Origin of the sequence: Pusillimonas noertemannii (assembly GCF_003096595.1) — a bacterium.
GTDB classification, from domain to species: domain Bacteria; phylum Pseudomonadota; class Gammaproteobacteria; order Burkholderiales; family Burkholderiaceae_B; genus Pusillimonas; species Pusillimonas noertemannii.
On the sequence record NZ_QEKO01000002.1, the window covers coordinates 426,501 to 442,420 of the forward strand.

Annotated in this window: 14 protein-coding genes; 7 read left to right on the forward strand and 7 right to left on the reverse strand. The window is 64.2% G+C overall.

The genetic code is table 11. From position 1 onward, the window contains the following. Positions 1-87 precede the first annotated feature (87 nt). Positions 88-1,404 (reverse strand): sensor histidine kinase, encoded by a 1,317-nt coding sequence (locus C7440_RS09170; RefSeq protein WP_218940643.1) that lies wholly within the window; start codon positions 1,402-1,404, stop codon positions 88-90. Next, positions 1,391-2,083 carry a response regulator transcription factor gene (locus C7440_RS09175; protein WP_116518305.1) on the reverse strand — a complete coding sequence of 231 codons (693 nt, stop codon included), beginning with the start codon at positions 2,081-2,083 and terminating at the stop codon, positions 1,391-1,393. Before C7440_RS09175 ends, C7440_RS09170 begins: the two co-directional genes overlap by 14 nt. A 103-nt stretch (positions 2,084-2,186) precedes the next feature. On the opposite strand from C7440_RS09175, the gene C7440_RS09180 reads away from it, so the two are divergent. From C7440_RS09180 to C7440_RS09195, 4 genes are all read left to right on the forward strand, one after another. After that, positions 2,187-2,504 carry a hypothetical protein gene (locus tag C7440_RS09180; protein WP_026067633.1) on the forward strand — a complete coding sequence of 106 codons (318 nt, stop codon included), beginning with the start codon at positions 2,187-2,189 and terminating at the stop codon, positions 2,502-2,504. Next, positions 2,501-4,093: a PepSY-associated TM helix domain-containing protein gene (locus tag C7440_RS09185; RefSeq protein ID WP_116518306.1), complete on the forward strand. Its 1,593-nt coding sequence runs from the start codon at positions 2,501-2,503 to the stop codon at positions 4,091-4,093. Before C7440_RS09180 ends, C7440_RS09185 begins: the two co-directional genes overlap by 4 nt. After that, positions 4,090-4,419 (forward strand): DUF3325 domain-containing protein, encoded by a 330-nt coding sequence (locus tag C7440_RS09190; protein ID WP_116518307.1) that lies wholly within the window; start codon positions 4,090-4,092, stop codon positions 4,417-4,419. Before C7440_RS09185 ends, C7440_RS09190 begins: the two co-directional genes overlap by 4 nt. Before the next feature lie 151 nt (positions 4,420-4,570). Continuing rightward, complete coding sequence (locus C7440_RS09195) at positions 4,571-5,770, forward strand: multidrug effflux MFS transporter (protein ID WP_243410874.1); 1,200 nt, start codon at positions 4,571-4,573, stop codon at positions 5,768-5,770. A gap of 3 nt (positions 5,771-5,773) precedes the next feature. On the opposite strand, the gene C7440_RS09200 is transcribed toward C7440_RS09195, so the two are convergent. From C7440_RS09200 to C7440_RS09220, 5 genes are read right to left on the reverse strand one after another with little or no spacing between them, the layout of a single operon-like run. After that, entirely contained in the window at positions 5,774-6,925 is a 1,152-nt protein-coding gene (locus C7440_RS09200; RefSeq protein ID WP_026067634.1) for an FAD-dependent monooxygenase, read from the reverse strand. Between the two features lie 2 nt (positions 6,926-6,927). Then, positions 6,928-8,106, reverse strand: coding sequence for an ABC transporter substrate-binding protein (locus tag C7440_RS09205; RefSeq protein ID WP_017522928.1), 1,179 nt, complete (start codon positions 8,104-8,106; stop codon positions 6,928-6,930). A gap of 28 nt (positions 8,107-8,134) precedes the next feature. Further along, positions 8,135-9,817, reverse strand: a complete 1,683-nt coding sequence (locus C7440_RS09210; protein WP_165832516.1) for an AMP-binding protein — start codon at positions 9,815-9,817, stop codon at positions 8,135-8,137. Positions 9,818-9,858: 41 nt separating this feature from the next. Continuing rightward, on the reverse strand, positions 9,859-11,106 hold the full coding sequence (locus C7440_RS09215; protein ID WP_026067636.1) for an alpha/beta fold hydrolase: 1,248 nt from the start codon (positions 11,104-11,106) through the stop codon (positions 9,859-9,861). A 40-nt stretch (positions 11,107-11,146) separates the two neighbouring features. Beyond that, positions 11,147-12,040, reverse strand: coding sequence for a VOC family protein (locus C7440_RS09220; protein ID WP_116518310.1), 894 nt, complete (start codon positions 12,038-12,040; stop codon positions 11,147-11,149). A 302-nt stretch (positions 12,041-12,342) separates the two neighbouring features. Here C7440_RS09220 and C7440_RS09225 point away from each other — a divergent pair, with 302 nt between their 5' ends. From C7440_RS09225 to C7440_RS09235, 3 genes are all read left to right on the forward strand, one after another. After that, complete coding sequence (locus tag C7440_RS09225) at positions 12,343-13,041, forward strand: TetR/AcrR family transcriptional regulator (protein WP_116518311.1); 699 nt, start codon at positions 12,343-12,345, stop codon at positions 13,039-13,041. Positions 13,042-13,140: 99 nt separating this feature from the next. After that, positions 13,141-14,331, forward strand: coding sequence for a sodium/glutamate symporter (gene gltS, locus C7440_RS09230; RefSeq protein ID WP_116518312.1), 1,191 nt, complete (start codon positions 13,141-13,143; stop codon positions 14,329-14,331). A gap of 1 nt (position 14,332) precedes the next feature. After that, complete coding sequence (locus C7440_RS09235) at positions 14,333-15,811, forward strand: TAXI family TRAP transporter solute-binding subunit (protein ID WP_116518313.1); 1,479 nt, start codon at positions 14,333-14,335, stop codon at positions 15,809-15,811. Positions 15,812-15,920 lie beyond the last annotated feature (109 nt).

The window sequence follows — 15,920 nt, forward strand, 5'->3', positions numbered from 1 at the left end:
GCCATCCGGCACGCGGGGGGCATGCGCGCGCATCCGCGCCTTGCGGGCAAAGGCCGAGACACCCTTGCCGGCAAAGGCCGGGACACGTCAGGCGCTGATGAAACTCAGGCGGATCACACAGGGGCCGGCGCTGATGAACCGCACTTCGCCGCCCGCATTGCGCATGACACGTCGCACGATGGCCAGGCCCAGCCCCGAGCCGGCGCTGCCCTGCCTGCCCTTGCGAAAGCGGCGGAACAATACTTCTTGCGATTCCAGGGCGACGCCCTCGCCCTCGTCGGAGACATCCAGGGTAAGGACGCCGTTTTGTGCCGGCGCCAGATTCACCCGCACGGTGCCTGCGCCATGAAACAGCGCATTCTCGATCACATTGCGTATGGCCTCGCGAAGCTGGTCGGAATCGCCGCTGACCCAGGCCTGTTCGGCCTCGATCACAACCTCCACCGCGCGCCCGCGATCATCGAACAGCGGCAGCAGTCCGGTCACCGCTTCGCGCACCGTGCGCGGCAAAGGCGTGCGATGTGTGTCCGGCTGTGCTTGCGCCTGTCCGCGGTCGGCGCGGGCCAGAAGCAGAAGCTGGTTCACGAGCTTGCAGGTCTGGGCGACATCGGCCTGGACGGCCGCCCAATCGACCTTGCCCTCGCGGCGAAACTTCTGCAGCCTCAGGCTCAACACGGTCAATGGGGTGCGCAGCTCGTGCGCGGCGTCGGCGACGATGTGCTGTTCATATTCATAGGCCTGGGAAAGCCTGTCCAGGCCATCGTTGGCGGCCTTGGCCAAAGGCAAAACCTCGCGCGGAAGCTTGTCCAGCGGAATGCGCCGGCCCGGTTCATCGGGGCCGATGTCGGCGGCCAAGCGGGCCGCCTGCCTGACCGGGCGCAGGGTCCAGTGCAGCAGGCCCAGAACCAGCACCAGTCCCAGCAAACAGAAAGGCAGGAGCACGACCAGGCCCTGCCGCACCCGGGCCTGCAGGAAATCGTCGATCATGCGGCTTTCAAGGCGGTCTTCCTTGGCGACCATGAGCGTGGAGCCGTCGGCCAGCCGAACCGGCACGCTGATGACGCGGCCGCTGTTCATGGCCCAGCGAAAGCTGCCTACTTCTTCCGCAAAGGTGCCGCTCTTGAGACGGCGCGGCCGCTTAAGATTGCTCGAATACCACTGCATTTTGCCGTCCGGGTCATAGAGCGTGTAGGAAAGCTCGCCGCCCGCATGTGTCAGGGGCAACTGGTCGAGCTCGCCTTGCATCGCCAGGCTTGCGGCGATCTCTTGCGCATGGATGTACACCATGCCCCGGCGCAATTGGTCGCGTGTATCGAACAAGTGGTACGCCAACACGCCAAAGCCCAGCAGAAAGGCCGCCAGCAGCGAAACCAGCACCCGGCATCGCAAGCTATGGCTGCACATGCTGGCTCGCTTCGGCAACCAGGCGGTACCCAAGGCCCCGGACGGTGTCTATGCGGACGCTGGCGCCCGCGGACTCGAGCTTGCGCCGCAGACGGGACACCAGCGCTTCGATGGCATTGAGCGTGACGCCCTCGCTATGGGCGTAAAGGCGTTCTTCGAGCACGTCCTTGATGACCAGGCGAGGCGCCGAACGCAGCAATTCTTCGAGCATCATGGCCTCGCGGCGTGGCAAATGCAGCACTTTTCCCGCTATGGTCACATGCCTGGACTCGGGTTCGTAAGACAGATTGCCCTGCGCGAGCGCAATGAAGCCGTGAGAAGAACGCCGCAGTACTGCGCGGATGCGCGCCTCGAGCTCGGCGACTTCCACCGGCTTGAGCACATAGTCGTCCGCGCCGGCATTCAGGCCGGCGATCTTGCTTTCGAGCGCATCGCGGGCCGTCAGCACGATGCAAGGCACCGGCCCGTTGCGGCTGGCATTGCGCGCCGACAGCACGTCGATGCCGTCCATGTCGGGCAAGCCCATATCCAGCACCATGGCGTCGTAGCGGGACATTTCCAGGGCGTCCAGGGCCTGCCTGCCGGTGCTTGCCTGGTCCACGACAAAGCCGCAGCGCTCCATGTGCTCGCCCAGCAGACCTCGCAAGGGGCCGTGATCATCGACTATGAGAAGTTTCATGGGGATAGACAGCGATGTTGGCAATGCCCCACGTCAGGCAGCCATCAGGAAAAAAGGGCATTATATGCGCGAAAATGAAATTGATAGGCGTTCGCATTTGAATATGAGCATAAAGAAATCCACTGGTTCAGGCAACAAGCCGTCGCCGGCACAGCATCGCTGGAACGTGGCGTCGCGCACCTTGCTGGCCGTCGCGGGCGGCTACGCCATTACCGCCATGGCCACGGCCAGCCTGGGCGTTGCACTGCCCCTGCCCCGCGCGCAGGCGGTCATGGCGGCCACGCTGTTTTCATTCGCCCTGTACTGCGCACTGGTCATCTGGGCCTACAGCGCGGCAACGGCGCGCCGGGCCTGGTCGGTGGCCGCCGTACTGGCCGCCCTGCCGGCGGCCCATCTGGCTTTCAGGTGGGTGGCGGCATGAACGGGCTCGGATTCCGCCAGGCCAACTCCTGGCTGCACACCTGGTCGGGCCTGTTGCTGGGCTGGCTGCTGTATGCGGTTTTCGTCACGGGCGCATTGAGCTTTTTCCGCGACGAGATCAGTTTCTGGATGCAGCCCGCCCAGCATGCATCGGTGGCCCACGCCGAGGCGCCGCAGCGGGCCATCGACACCATGCAGGCCATGGCGCCCGATGCATCGCTGTGGTCCATTACCCTGCCCGGCCCACGCAACCCCACCACCCAGGTGCGCTGGTTCGAACAGGGCGAGCGCCGCAGCAAGTTCGGCGGACAAAGCGTGGTGCTGGACGGCACCACCGCCCAGCCCTTGCAGGAGCGCGCCTCGCGCGGGGGCGATTTCCTGTACCGCTTCCATTTCGAGCTGTACGGCATGCCGCGCATACTGGCGCGATGGATAGTGGGTATTGCCACGATGATGATGCTGGTGGCGATCATCAGCGGCGTCATCACGCACAAGAAGATCTTCGTCGACTTCTTCACCTTCCGCCCGCGCAAGGGGCAGCGGTCATGGATGGACGTGCATAACGCGCTGGCCGTGCTGGCCCTGCCCTTTCATTTAATGATCACCTACAGTGGGCTGTTGCTGCTGATGTTCATGCTGATGCCCTGGGGCGTGGACAGCGCCTATGGGGGCGACAGGCAGGCCTTCTTCTCCGAACGCGGCAACCGTGCAGCCGCCAGCACGCAGGCCCCGGCCGCCGACAAGGTTCCGGCGGCCCTCACGGCCATCGCCCCCCTGGTCCGGCAGGCGCAGGCCAGGTGGCCCAGCGGCGTGGAGCAGATCACGGTGACCGACCCCGGCACAAGCCTCGCCACCATCGAGCTGCGCGAACGCGGCGCCAGCAGCCTGCTGGACCGGGGCCGCAGCGGCCGCATGCTGTTCGACGGCGCCAGCGGCGCATTGCTGGAATCGCCCGAACAGGTCAGGCCCGACGCGTTCTCGGCCATCTACAACGTTTTCTCCAGCCTGCACCTGCTGCGCTTTGCCGACAGCTGGCTGCGCTGGCTGTTCTTCATCGGCGGTGTGCTGGGCTCGGCCATGGTCGCCTCGGGCATGGTCCTGTGGGTGGTCAAGCGCCTGCCCCAGCGCCGCAAGCAGGGCAGCCATCTTGGCCACCGCCTGGTCGAAAGCCTTAACGTCGCCGGCATCGCGGGGCTGCCCCTTGCGATAGCCGCCTATTTCTGGGCCAACCGGCTTCTGCCCGTGCCGCTGCAGGCGCGCGCCGACTGGGAGATCGATGCGTTCTTCATCGCGTGGCTGGCCTGCCTGGCGCATGCCTGCTTCAGGCCGCATCGCAAAGCCTGGAAGGAACAGCTCGGCGCCCTCGCCCTACTGCTGGCGCTGCTGCCCCTGCACGACCTGCTGCGGGGCGGAGGCGGGCTGCTGGCCGCAGTGTCGCACGGCAGCTGGGTGGCCGCCGGCATGGACCTCGCGCTGCTGGCCTTTGCCGCCCTGTCGGCCGCCGGCGTCTATTTCTTGAGGCCCGTCCAGGCAAAATCGGGCAAGCGCGCCTCAGCCCCGGCCGAAGGCATCGAGGGAGTGTCGCCATGAACTGGACCAGTCTTGCCCTGGAGTTCTGCGGCCTGGCACTGCTGGCTCTGAGCATGGCGCGGCATCATGAACAGGTCTTCGGCGACCGGCCGGCACTGGTCCGGCCCGCCGTGGCGGTCGCCTTGGGCTGGCTGCTGCTGATCCTCTCCACGCTGCCGCCCATCGCCCGCCACGGAACGTCCATAGGGCTGGCCGTCTGGGTGGGCGAACTGACCCTCGCCGCCTTTGCCGTTCTGCTGCTGCATACTTATGCGCCACGGTTCGTACCGCCCCTGCTGGCGGCCGCGGCTGTCTCGGTGCCCGCCTGGCTGCTGATCGCAGGCTAGAAGGCGCCGGCAGGGCAAGCAGGCGCGCACGCCTCGACAGGCACAAGCGCGTACATGCCGGCAGCGCGGTTCAGCAATTTGTCAGTATCAAGCCGCCTTCTTGGCGGCTTTCTCGTAGAATAGGCCGCTTTGCTGTCAGCGGACTTGATTCATGAACGCCAACCGTCAAGGCTCTATGGTTTTCGTACTGGGCATGCTCGCCGCCACCGGCCCGATGGCGATCGACATGTATCTGCCCAGCATTCCGTCCATGGCGGCTTCGCTCGATGCCGACGAAGGCGCCGTTCAACTGACGCTGATGACCTTCTTCGTGGGGCTGATGCTGGGCCAGCTGGCCTACGGCCCGCTGTCGGACAAATTCGGCCGCAAGTCCCTGTCCTACCTGGGCCTGGGCATTTTCACCCTGGGCTCCCTGGCCTGCGCATGGACAGAAACCATCGCCCAGCTTCAATGGCTGAGATTCCTGCAGGGCATAGGCGGATCGATCGGCATGGTGATCGCTTTCGCGGTGATCAAAGACCATTTTTCGGGGCCCGCCGTGGGGAAGATGATGTCGCTGGTGCTTGCGGTGCTGGGCATTACGCCGGTGCTTGCGCCCCTGGTGGGCGACTTCCTGCACAACCTCGGCTCATGGCGCACCATATTCTGGTTCCTGGCCGCGTACGGCGTCGTGCTTGCGCTGATGATCGCCGCGCTACTGCCCGAGACGCGCCTGGCCGCCGACCGGAAGGCCTTTGAGCTGGGGCGTACGCTTCATACCTACGGCCGCATCTTCGTCGACAAGCGCTTCATGCCCTTCACCCTGGCGCTATGCACGGCCCAGGCCGGCTTCTTCGCCTATATCGCCGGCTCGGCCAGCGTGTTCATCTCGGAGCATGGGCTCTCGCCCACACAGTTCAGCCTGATATTCGGGGTGAATGCCATCGCGCTGATGGCGGCCGCCCTGATCAACCCGCGCCTGCACCGGCGCATCGGCGCGCTGGCCACCTTCCGGCGCCTGGTCGTGGCGTATTTCGCGGTGCTGGCGCTATTGCTGGCCTATCTGCTGCTGGGCGGCACGAGTGTCGCCGTATGGAGCGTGGGCCTGTTCCTGGCCGTGGCCTCGCTGGGCTTTCTCATGCCCACCGGCAGCCAGCTGGCCCTGGCGCAGCAAGGCCGTTACGCGGGCACCGCCTCGGCCCTGATGGGCTCCATGCAGTTTGGCTCGGGCGCGCTGATATCGGGCGTGTCGGGCGCCCTGGCCCATTATGGAGGGCTGGGCCTGACGGCGATCATGGCCGCATGCGCTCTGGCTTCGGTGCTGATCTGCGTGTTGTGGTTTCCGAAAAAGGCCGAAATGCCGGCGCATTGAAGTTCAATGCGCCGAGGCGCCGGCCTGCACTCCGGTCAGTGCTTCGTAGCGTGCGACGAAATCGGGATCGCGCTGCCGCAGGTCTTCATGGCCCACCCTGCCAGTGCGCCGCATGTAGTCGTACGCAAAGGAAACCGGATCCATGGACATTTTGTCCTGCACGTTTTCATACCAGTCGAGGCTGCGCGCGGCGGCTTCCTGAAAGTCGGCCGACGAGGTGCGCCGGGCCCGCTCGAAAGCGTCAAAGGCGGCGGGCACATCGTTTCCGCAGGCTGAAAAGGCCTCGTGCAGGGCGATGGCATCCTGCATGGCCATACGCGTTCCCGAACCCAGCGAGAAGTGCACGGTGCGCAATGCATCGCCCAGCAGGACGATGTTGCGATGGCTCCATTTTTCATTGCTGACGATGTCGGCCGAGAACCAGATGGAACGGTTGGACAGCAGGCCGTTGGAGCCCAGTTCGGGCTGGAACACCTTCTCGCAGTAACGGCGGCTCTCTTCGTCGGACATGGTGTCCAGGCCCGCACGGCGCCAGGTGTCGGGGTCGACCTCTATCAGGAAGGTGCTGAGATCCTTGCTGTACTGGTAGGAATGGGCAATGAACACCCCGTGCTCGGTCTGGCGGAATATCAGCGACACCGGATGAAACAGCTGGCGCGTGCCGTACCAGGCGAACATATTGCGGCGCCGCTCGAAGCGTGGCTTGAAATGCCCGGCAAACTGCGTGCGCAGCGCGCTTTTTCCGCCATCGGCCGCCACGATCAAATCTGCATCGCCCAGTTGCGCAACATCATCGATGCGGGTGTCGAAGACAAACTCGACACCGGCCTCGATGCATTCCTCGCGCAGCACCCTCAGGAGCTCGATGCGCGCGACGCGTGAGAAATGATTGTTGCGCAACTGTACGTGGACGCCATTATGGACGACCTCCATGTAGTCGCATCGCTCGTGGCCCGCGGTGAACTTCTTGAAGAAGGCCTCGTCGGCGCGCTTCAGGAAGCCCAGCGCCACATCCGAGAAAACCACGCCCCACCCGTAGGTGGCGCCTGCGGGGTTTTGCTCGTACACCGTGATTTCATGGCGCGGTTCGTGTTTTTTCATCAGGAGTGAAAAATACATTCCTGCGGGACCACCGCCTGCGACTGCGATTTTCATGGCTATCCTTTCAGAGGGCATTGCGACGCATATGCGTCATGATGAGCCTTGAGCACGACGCTCTGATGTTCGAAACCCACCTTGCCGTCTCCCTTGCTGACGACTTTCCAGATGCTGTAGTCCTGGATGGGAAAGCCGTTGCGCTCGAAGGTGACTTCGCCGCGCGGGGAATCCAGCTTCAGCGCCCGCATGGCTTGCATCAGCGCCTTGCCGTCCTTGGCCGCGGCGGGCGACGCCTTGATCGCCTCGTCGATGATCGACGCGGCATCGTAGCCTTGCAGGGCATAGTTGGACGGCGTGCGCTGGTACTTGGCCTGGAACGACTTGATGAATTTCTGCGACTGCGGGTTGGTGGCGCCCGATACCCAATGCGCGCTGACCAGGGATCCGACGGCCGCATCGCGAATGGCCGGCACCGTGATGTCGTCAACGGTGAACGACGACAGGAGCGGGTATTTGTCCATCATGCCGGCTTGGGAATATTGCTTGATGAAGTTGATGCCCATGGCGCCCGGCAGGAACGCATAGACGGCGTCCGGATCGGCAGCCGACACCTGGGTGATCTCGGCGGCAAAGTCGTTCTGGCCCAGCCCCGGGTAGATTTCATCCGCCAGCTGCCCTTTGTAGAAGCGCTTGAAACCCGCCACGGCGTCTTTGCCGGCCTGGTAGTTGGGCGCTATGACGACGACATTCTTGTAGCCCCTGTTCTGGGCTTCCTGGCCCGCAGCTTCGTGGGCACCGTCGTTCTGGAAGGCGGTGGAGATGAACCACGGCGAGCACTGCGCGCCCGCGAAAGGCGAAGGGCCGCCGTTGGTGCCGATGAGCGGCACTTCAGCCTTGGTGACATAGGGCAGGACGGCGTTGATGACGTTCGAGGCCGTCATGCCGACGACGATGTCGACGTCCTCTCTTTCGACCAGCTCTCTGGCGACCTGCAGGCCGACTTCCGGCTTGCTCTGGGCGTCCACGCGCACCACCTCCACCTTCTGGCCGCCGAGCATCCCGTCGCCCTCTGCCACGCGCAGCATGAAGCCGTCGTATTGGTCGGCGCCCAATGCGGCCAGCACGCCGCTCATGGCCCCGATGTGCCCGATCTTCAATTGGGCGTTGGCTGCCGTGGCCGCCATCAGCGCCATGGCGCCGACCGCCAGGCTCAAATTCGTTTTGCTCAGTAGTTTCATATCTGTCTCCTTGTTTTATGAATGGCCTTCAGGACGAGCTCCGGGCTTTCCCGGTGTCTTCGCCGGCCAGTATTTCGGCAATCTGCTTCTTCATTGCCGGCTTGTCGACCTTGCCAACCCTTGTCACGGGGAACTCCTCGACAACTTCGACTCTTTCGGGGCACTTGAACTTCGCCAGGCCCTGCGATACCAGGAAATCGGCCAGCTCGCCCACGCTCGGCGCGGCCTCGCCTGGTTGGGGAATGATGAATATGCAGCCCTTTTCGCCATAGACCGGATCTGGCATGGCAATGAGCTTGGCGTCCAGGACAGCGGGGTGCTTGCTGACGAACTCTTCCACCTCTTCGCAGCCGATCTTCTCGCCGCCGCGATTGATGTTGTCCCGCAGACGGCCTTCGAAGCGGTAATAGGTCTTGCCGTCGATGACATGGGCCGAGACGATGTCGCCGGTGCGGCAGAAGCCGTCGGACGTGAGCGCAGCAAGGTTGGCTTCCGGCGCCTTGAAGTAGCCGCGCAAGGAAGAAGGCCCCCGAAAGCAGAGTTCGCCCATTTGGCCCGGAGGAACAGGAGTTTCCGATTCTGGAGCCAACACCCGGATCTCGTCGAACGGGCAGCCGGACGCACCATTCGTGCCGTGGCGCACGCGCTCGGGCATGGAGGGGCCCGACCCCAGCAGCAGCCCCTCGGTGATCCCGAACAGATTGCTGCAGGGCACATTGATCTTGGCTTCGAGCATGTCCGCGCGAGTCATGGTGAAGAACAGCTTCAGGCTCGACAGGTCGTGCTTGTGCAGGTCGGGGTAGGCCATGATCTGCGGCGCGATCGGGCCGATGGACGCAATGTGGGAAACCCGGTGCGTCTCGACCAGCGTGAGCATGCGCGCAATGTCCACCCCCGGCATGAGGATGGTGCTGCGGCCCAGAACGAACGTGGGCATCAGGGCATACAGCTGGCCCGCGTTGTGCATGAGGGGCAGCGCCCACAGGAAAACGCTGTTTTCGTCCATCTCGTAGTTGCGCGCGCAGAATGCGGCGTGGGAAAGATACTCTCCGTGGAAGCGGGGAATGATCTTGGGCACGCCGGTGGTTCCGCCGGACAGCTGGAAGCTCAGCACGTCCGCGGGCGAGATGCGAACCTGGGCCAGCCGCGCCCGGGCGGAGGCGGCGTCATGGGTTTCGATCAACGACATGATCGTGGCGCCCGGCTCGGGCGCGCGCGAACCCGAGAAGACCAGATGCTGGATCTGGTGCGCATCGGCCATCGACTGGGCAAAACCCACCATGTCGAAGCTGCCGGGTGTATCGGACTGGACGAAATAGCCCCTTGCCTGGCTCAGCCGCGCCAGCTGGCCGATCTCGACTTCGCGGTATTGCGGAATGGCGCACACGGGAACGATGCCCGCCTTGAAGCAGGCGACCACCGCCAGGGCCGTCTCGATGTTGTTTCCCATCTGGAAGATGGCCCGATCGGCCGGCCGCAGGCCCAGGTCGAGCAGCGCCGCGGCCAGGCGGTCGGTCAGTTCGTCGAGCTCGCCGAACGTGACGCTGCCGCTGTCGGTAAGCAAGGCCATCTTGTCGGAAAGTCGGGCGGCGGTTTGCCGCAGCATGTCGCCGACCGTTACGTCCATCCATGCCCCGTTGGCAAGATATTCGCTTGCACGTCCGGGCTCTTCATATTGGACGCCGTCGATGCGATTCATCGGTCCGGTCATTGCTCTGTCTCCTTTTATTTGTCGTTGGCCCAGGCGCCGCACTATACGAAACCGCGGCTGGCCAGCCAGTCGGCCATGTGCCGGGCCGCCGCCAGCCGGCCCGAGTCTTCTTCGCCTGGAACCGGGCGGCCGTGGTGGTCTCCGCGCACACGGACATGCTGTTTGTCGCTTGCCCCGATCCACGAGAAGATCTCCTGGACCTGGAGCGGGAAGGTGGTTTGATCGCCGGTGTACTCGATCAGCAGCGCGGGCATCGTCACCGAAGGCGCGGTGTTTTCGAGCGCCGCATGCGACGAGACACCCGACCACGTGGACAGCCATGACTCAGGCGAACACAGACGGCCGAAGCCCACGGCGCCGTAGTTCGACACCAGCGGATCGGCGCCCCAGATGGAACCCGGCGCGCGGTCCGAAGGATCGAGGCTGAGGTCCAGGCAGCGCAGGTCGGCATCGGTGCGCCAGACGGTCATGATCGGCGTATGGGCAGCCTGCAGGCGCACGGCGCGATCGCTTTCGCCCTCTTTCACCCGCCGGCGCGCCGATTGCCGGCGTTCGATCAACCCCCGGGCGAGTTCATCAAGGCGTTCGACCCGGGCGCGCTGCGCCTTGCGGTAGCGTTGGATGAAGTCATCGGCATAGCGTGATTCCCCGGGCGCCGCGACGTAGCCGTTGTCCGGGTTGAACGGATCGAGCCCGGAGTCGACCGACAAGGCGTCGTGCTCATCACTCACCGAGGGGTCGATGCAGCCCATGAGCAGCCGCCCCTGCCCGGGATGGGGGGCCAGATAGATCATGCCGTCCACCTGCGGCATGCTTGTGCCGGCGAACCCGGTGGGCTTGCCCACCACCGATTTTGCCAGCCGCTGCTCTGGCGCCAGCGACGACTGCTGAATGTAGTAGCTGTAAACGCCGGATCCGCCCGAATTGCCGATGAGGACGATTTTCTCGAAACCCCGGCCACGCAGGAAATCAATGCCCGCGGCTGCGTCCACGACCGCCTGCTCGTGCTCCAGCCGCAGGTCGTTGCCGATGGAGCGCGCACCTTGCGTCCAGACCGCCATGCCGCACTCGAGCAGGGCCGGCACCAGGTAATGCGCGCCGAAATATTCGCGGGGGTGCATCAGGCAGGCGACGTTGCGGGGCCGGCCCCGGACATAAAGCGTACCCAGCACGGCAGCGCCGTCCTGCGTCCGTAGAGTGAATGCCCTGGTTTCCGTGTCGGCGGGCGGAGACTGTGGATACCAGTCGATACCCAGGGAAGGCCGTTGGCTTTTGCGCGGTTCAGTCATGATGAGGTCCGTTGCGTTCTGACAGGGCTGGCTTTGACGCTTACTCGGGCGCGATCCGCACTTTGTCGCGGTCGAAGCACTCGATCCGGCCATGCAGGCCGCCGGTGAAGAGCCCATACCAGATGGCCGGCTTCAGGTTCAGGGTTTTGCGCTTGAACTCCAGGACGTCCTGCGCCTCGATGAGCAGATAGTTGCGTCCCGCCGGGCTGACCTTGCAATCGCTTCGGCCGCGGGCGTCTTCGACCAGCGAGGCGAACTCGGGTACGTCGAGAACATACAGGCGAACCGCCGGGCGCGCCGATGCCGCGGATCCGCCGAGCTCGGCTTCCAGCAAGCTGGCCTTCTTGTTCCATACCGCGTCGATGGACGGCTGTTCGGCCTTCGGCTCGCCCCCTTCGGCCTCGAGCCGGATGGCCGCCTCGAGCGTCAGCGCGGCGTCCGTTGCGTCGATCTCGTCCACGGGCCGCAGCTTGCGCGTGATTTCAATGAAGTAGCCGTTCGGGTCGCGAAAGTAGATCGATTCGATGACTTCGTGCGCGGTGGTGGACGAAACTTCGACGCCCTTGCCTTCAAGTTTTTCCTTCCAGGCCAGAAGTTCTTCTTTGGTGTCCACCAGCCAGGAAGTATGCGTGGCGTCGAACAGGTGGTCGGAGGGCACGGGCGGCTGGCCAGGCCTGTCTTTCATACCCTCAGGCTCTTTGCTGCCCAGGTAATAGAAGAAGGCGATGGTGCTGCCCTTGCCGCTGTCGAAGAAGAAATGCAGGAAGTCGGGATGCGTGGCCGGCCCCCAGCCGCGCGCCGAAATCGTGTGGATGAGCGGCAGGCCGAGCGTATCGCGATAGAACTCGACGGTTTCCTTCAGTTTCCAGGTTGGCCGCGCGGTGTGGTCAACGCCGTGGAGCCGAAGCTCGGCAAGAGTGTCATGACTGGTCACGGTAGTCTCCTTGGCAATTTGAAGAAGCGCCTTGAAGGCCGGCTGTCGTTTCGCGGGCCTACCAAGGCTTTTCATTCGCTGTTTATATACATAATAGACTAAAAACTGACACATGCGTCAAATAAATTGCAAAATTCTTGAAATCAGCCATGTTTCGCCTAATGCGAAATGGCCGGGCGCGTACGGTGAATGGGGATTTTTCCTATGAAAAACAAAGGACATGAAGCTTTTCAACGATTATTCATAATTCGTCGAAAAACTGACGCATGTGTTAGAGTACGGTTTTGCGGGATGAAATCGGCATGGCAAGGAAAACGGCAAAAATCAATGTGGTTCCCCAGGCGATACTGGAAACCGCTTCGAACCTGTTCATCAGGCGCGGCTACGAAGGAACCACCATGCAGGACATCGCCCTGGAACTGGGCATTTCCCGCTCCGCCCTTTATTACTACTTCAAGAACAAAGAAGAGATTCTCGCCAGCCTCACCGAAGGGCTGACCATCGCCGCCCAGCAATTGGCTTCGCAGGTGGTCGAACAAGGCAAGGCGCCCGAAGAAGCGCTGCGCGAACTGGTTCACCAGCATGCCAGGCTCATCCTGTTCCGCCCCGTCCAGTTCAGGGTGGTGGAACGGGCCGAAGGCTCGCTGCCCGAAGCGCAGCAAAAAATCGCCGAGTCGGCCCGCCGCATACTGCTGCAGAAATTCACCGAAGTCATTCAGCGCGGCATAGACAATGGCCGCTTTCGCCTGGTCAATGCCAAGATGGCGGCATTCGCCATCATCGGCATGTGCAACTGGACGGCCTGGTGGTTCAAGGCCGATGGTGCCAAAACCGCCGAGGAAGTCGCTGACATGCTGGCCGACTTCAGCCTGCACGCCCTCGAGCGCGGCGAAGTGAAAAAGGGCATGAAAGTCGGCGTGGACGAATCATTGCGCATGCTCGAAGAAAACCTCAGCCAGTTGAAAGAAGTCATCGATTCCCAAGGGCGGATTCGGGAATAAACGGCAAGGCGGCAACGCATTCGGACGGATAGCCACAACGGCGAGCGCCAAACCGAATAAACTGTCGCATCGCCGCCCATCAACAGCCCAGGACGCCCCATGAGTTTTGCCGCGCTCGGATCGCTTCTTGTCGCCATCTTCATGCAGCTCGTGGGCGGCTATGTCAATCGCAGGATTCCCCTTCTTTCCCGCTACAACATTCCCGACCCCATCACCGGCGGCCTGATCTTCGCCGTGCTGGCTTCGCTGGCGCTCGAGTTCTTCGACTTCCATATTGTGTTCGACCAGTCGATCAAGCCTTTGCTGCTGCTGATGTTCTTTGCCGGCGTTGGCCTGTGCGCCGACCTGCGCATGCTCAAGCGGGGCGGCAAGGCGCTGCCCATTTTTCTGGCGCTGCTGCTGCCTTTCATCCTTATCCAGAACCTGACGGGCGTGGCCATGGCCCGGCTGCTCGACCTGCACCCTGTTTTCGGGCTGGTGGCCGGCTCCATCACCCTGACAGGCGGGCACGGCACGGCGGCGGCCTACACCGACGGCTTCGCCCAGATCAACAACCTTCAGATGGTGGTCGAGCTGGGCATGATGCTGGCCACGGTGGGCCTGGTCGTCGGGGGCATCATCGGCGGGCCGGTGGCGCAGTACCTGATCAAGCGGCATGGCCTGCGCTCGGCGGCCGAAGAAGCCGCCGAAACCCATGTTTTCCATGAATCGCCCGCGCCCATAACCACCCACTCCGTGCTGGTGGCGCTGGCGGGCGTGCTTACCGCGGTGATAGGCGGGCAATGGCTGGCGGCGCTGTTCTCGGACATTCCGGTGACCGTGCCCGAGTTCCTCTGGTGCATGGTGCTGGGCATTGCCATCCGCAACCTGCTGCCCGTCGCGGGCATCCAGGTCGATGACAGGCCGGCCGAGATCATCTCCAGCGTATCGCTTTCGCTGTTCCTGGTCATGACGATGATGGCGCTTGACCTGCTCGACGTAGCCCGGTCGGCCGGGCCCTTCCTGCTGATCGTGCTGGTGCAGGTGATCGTGGTCATTGTCTACGCCCTGCTGGTGTGCTTCCGTTTCATGGGACGCGACTATGAGGCCTCGGTCACCACGGCGGCCTTCCTGGGTTTCAGCATGGGCACCACCGCCACGGCAATGGCCAATATGCAGGCCATCGCAGCCAAGCACGGGCCCGCCCCCACCAGCTTCCTCATCGTGCCGCTTGCCGGGGCGTTCTTCGTGGACATCATCAACGCCTTCGTGATCACGATCATGCTGTCCCTACCGTTTGTCGGAGGCTGACGTGAAACAGCTGTTCGCCTGCCTGCTGCTTGTACTGCTTGCCGCCTGCGGCCGCGGGCCCGACGTCGACATCGTGCGCGTCGACGTCGCCGCCCAGCTCGAAGAGGCCATGCCCGGCCAGGGCATCGAGATCGTCTCCCTGGTCCGGCGCGGCTCGCAAAGAGATTCCGACGCCCCCCAGGGCGAAACAAGGCGCGTGGTCTACTTCGATACCGAGCTGAAGCTGGACCGGGACATCGACTTCGGCGCCTGGAATTCGCCCGGCATCTCGGCCCTGGTGTCGGCGCTGGGCGCGGGGCCCCGGGGCATAAGCGGCGTCACTTCGGGTGGTAATCGGGCGGGGGACCTCATCCAGGTGCGCGGCACGGCACTGTATCGTCAGGAAGGAGATCAATGGACGCTGGTCGCACCGGCGGGCTACAAGCCCCCCACCCCGGCGGCTGGGCTCTCAGGCGACCAGACCGACGGGCCGGGCGCAACACTGGCGGCCATCCGCTCGGCGCTCGATGCCTTCCCCCTTGATACATCGCCCGAGCAGAACCGCATCATCCAGGACGAGCTGATGATGGCAAGGCAGAACATCGAAGCGCGCCTGGCGCGAAACGCCAAGGGCTACGCCATTGCGGCGGGCGCCGAGCATGGGCAATACCTGCGCGTGGCCCGGGCGCTGTTCCCGCTGGATTCGCGCGTGGTGCCGCTGATCACGCGGGGAAGCGAAGAGAACCTGGAGCTGCTGCGGGCCGGCACGGTCTCGCTCGCCCTGTCTCAGGGCGATGCCGCCCAGGACGCCTACGAAGGCGCCGGTGTCTTTGCCGGGCACGGCCCCCACGCTGCCTTGCGCAGCCTGGGCAGCCTGTATCCCGAGCCCATGCACGTGCTGGTGGCCGCCGACAGCGGCCTGGCATCCCTGGCAGAACTGCGCGGCAAACGGGTTGCCATCGGCGAAGCGGGCGCCGCATCAAGAACGACGGCGCTGCGCGTGCTGCAGGCCCATGGCCTGGAGCTGGACGACATCGAACCGCTCGAGCTGAGCATAGGCGACGCCTTCACAGCACTGAAGCAGGGCCGGGCCGACGCCCTGATGCAGGTCATCGGCACGCCCGCGGACGACGTCCGCGAACTGCTGGTGGGCACGCCGCTGCGCCTGTTGCCGCTGTCGGACGAGGCGGCGGCCCGGCTGGTGGACGAGCACGACGGCTATTTCAAATACACGATTGCGCGCGGAACCTATCCCGGCCAGGCCCGGAACATCCCGACCATCGCCACCGCGGCGCTGCTGCTGACCGACACCACGCTTTCCGACGCCGAGATCGACGCCCTGACCCGGCACGTCTTTGAAAGCGGCCGCGACTACCCCCGCAAGGGCAGCGCCCAGGGCGCCCTCATATCGCCGGCCACCAGCGCGGTGGGGCTCTCGGTGCCGCTGCACCCGGCGGCGGCCCGGGCGCTGGAAGAGCTGGCCGCGGCCAGCGGCAAATAAAGCGGTGCGCTCCGGCCAGCCAATGGCGCCCGAAGAGCGCCGGACCGGGCCGGGGGACGCCGGGGCGGGGAATCGCCGGTGTTAAGCTACGGCGCATCAATGTAAAGAG

What these genes read in the sequence shown, in the direction of transcription:
- C7440_RS09170 (WP_218940643.1), bottom strand. Translation starts at nt 1,404, where the DNA reads ATGTGCAGCCATAGCTTGCGATGCCGGGTGCTGGTTTCGCTGCTGGCG.
- C7440_RS09175 (WP_116518305.1), bottom strand. Translation starts at nt 2,083, where the DNA reads ATGAAACTTCTCATAGTCGATGATCACGGCCCCTTGCGAGGTCTGCTG.
- C7440_RS09180 (WP_026067633.1), top strand. Translation starts at nt 2,187, where the DNA reads ATGAGCATAAAGAAATCCACTGGTTCAGGCAACAAGCCGTCGCCGGCA.
- C7440_RS09185 (WP_116518306.1), top strand. Translation starts at nt 2,501, where the DNA reads ATGAACGGGCTCGGATTCCGCCAGGCCAACTCCTGGCTGCACACCTGG.
- C7440_RS09190 (WP_116518307.1), top strand. Translation starts at nt 4,090, where the DNA reads ATGAACTGGACCAGTCTTGCCCTGGAGTTCTGCGGCCTGGCACTGCTG.
- C7440_RS09195 (WP_243410874.1), top strand. Translation starts at nt 4,571, where the DNA reads ATGAACGCCAACCGTCAAGGCTCTATGGTTTTCGTACTGGGCATGCTC.
- C7440_RS09200 (WP_026067634.1), bottom strand. Translation starts at nt 6,925, where the DNA reads ATGAAAATCGCAGTCGCAGGCGGTGGTCCCGCAGGAATGTATTTTTCA.
- C7440_RS09205 (WP_017522928.1), bottom strand. Translation starts at nt 8,106, where the DNA reads ATGAAACTACTGAGCAAAACGAATTTGAGCCTGGCGGTCGGCGCCATG.
- C7440_RS09210 (WP_165832516.1), bottom strand. Translation starts at nt 9,817, where the DNA reads ATGACCGGACCGATGAATCGCATCGACGGCGTCCAATATGAAGAGCCC.
- C7440_RS09215 (WP_026067636.1), bottom strand. Translation starts at nt 11,106, where the DNA reads ATGACTGAACCGCGCAAAAGCCAACGGCCTTCCCTGGGTATCGACTGG.
- C7440_RS09225 (WP_116518311.1), top strand. Translation starts at nt 12,343, where the DNA reads ATGGCAAGGAAAACGGCAAAAATCAATGTGGTTCCCCAGGCGATACTG.
- gltS (WP_116518312.1), top strand. Translation starts at nt 13,141, where the DNA reads ATGAGTTTTGCCGCGCTCGGATCGCTTCTTGTCGCCATCTTCATGCAG.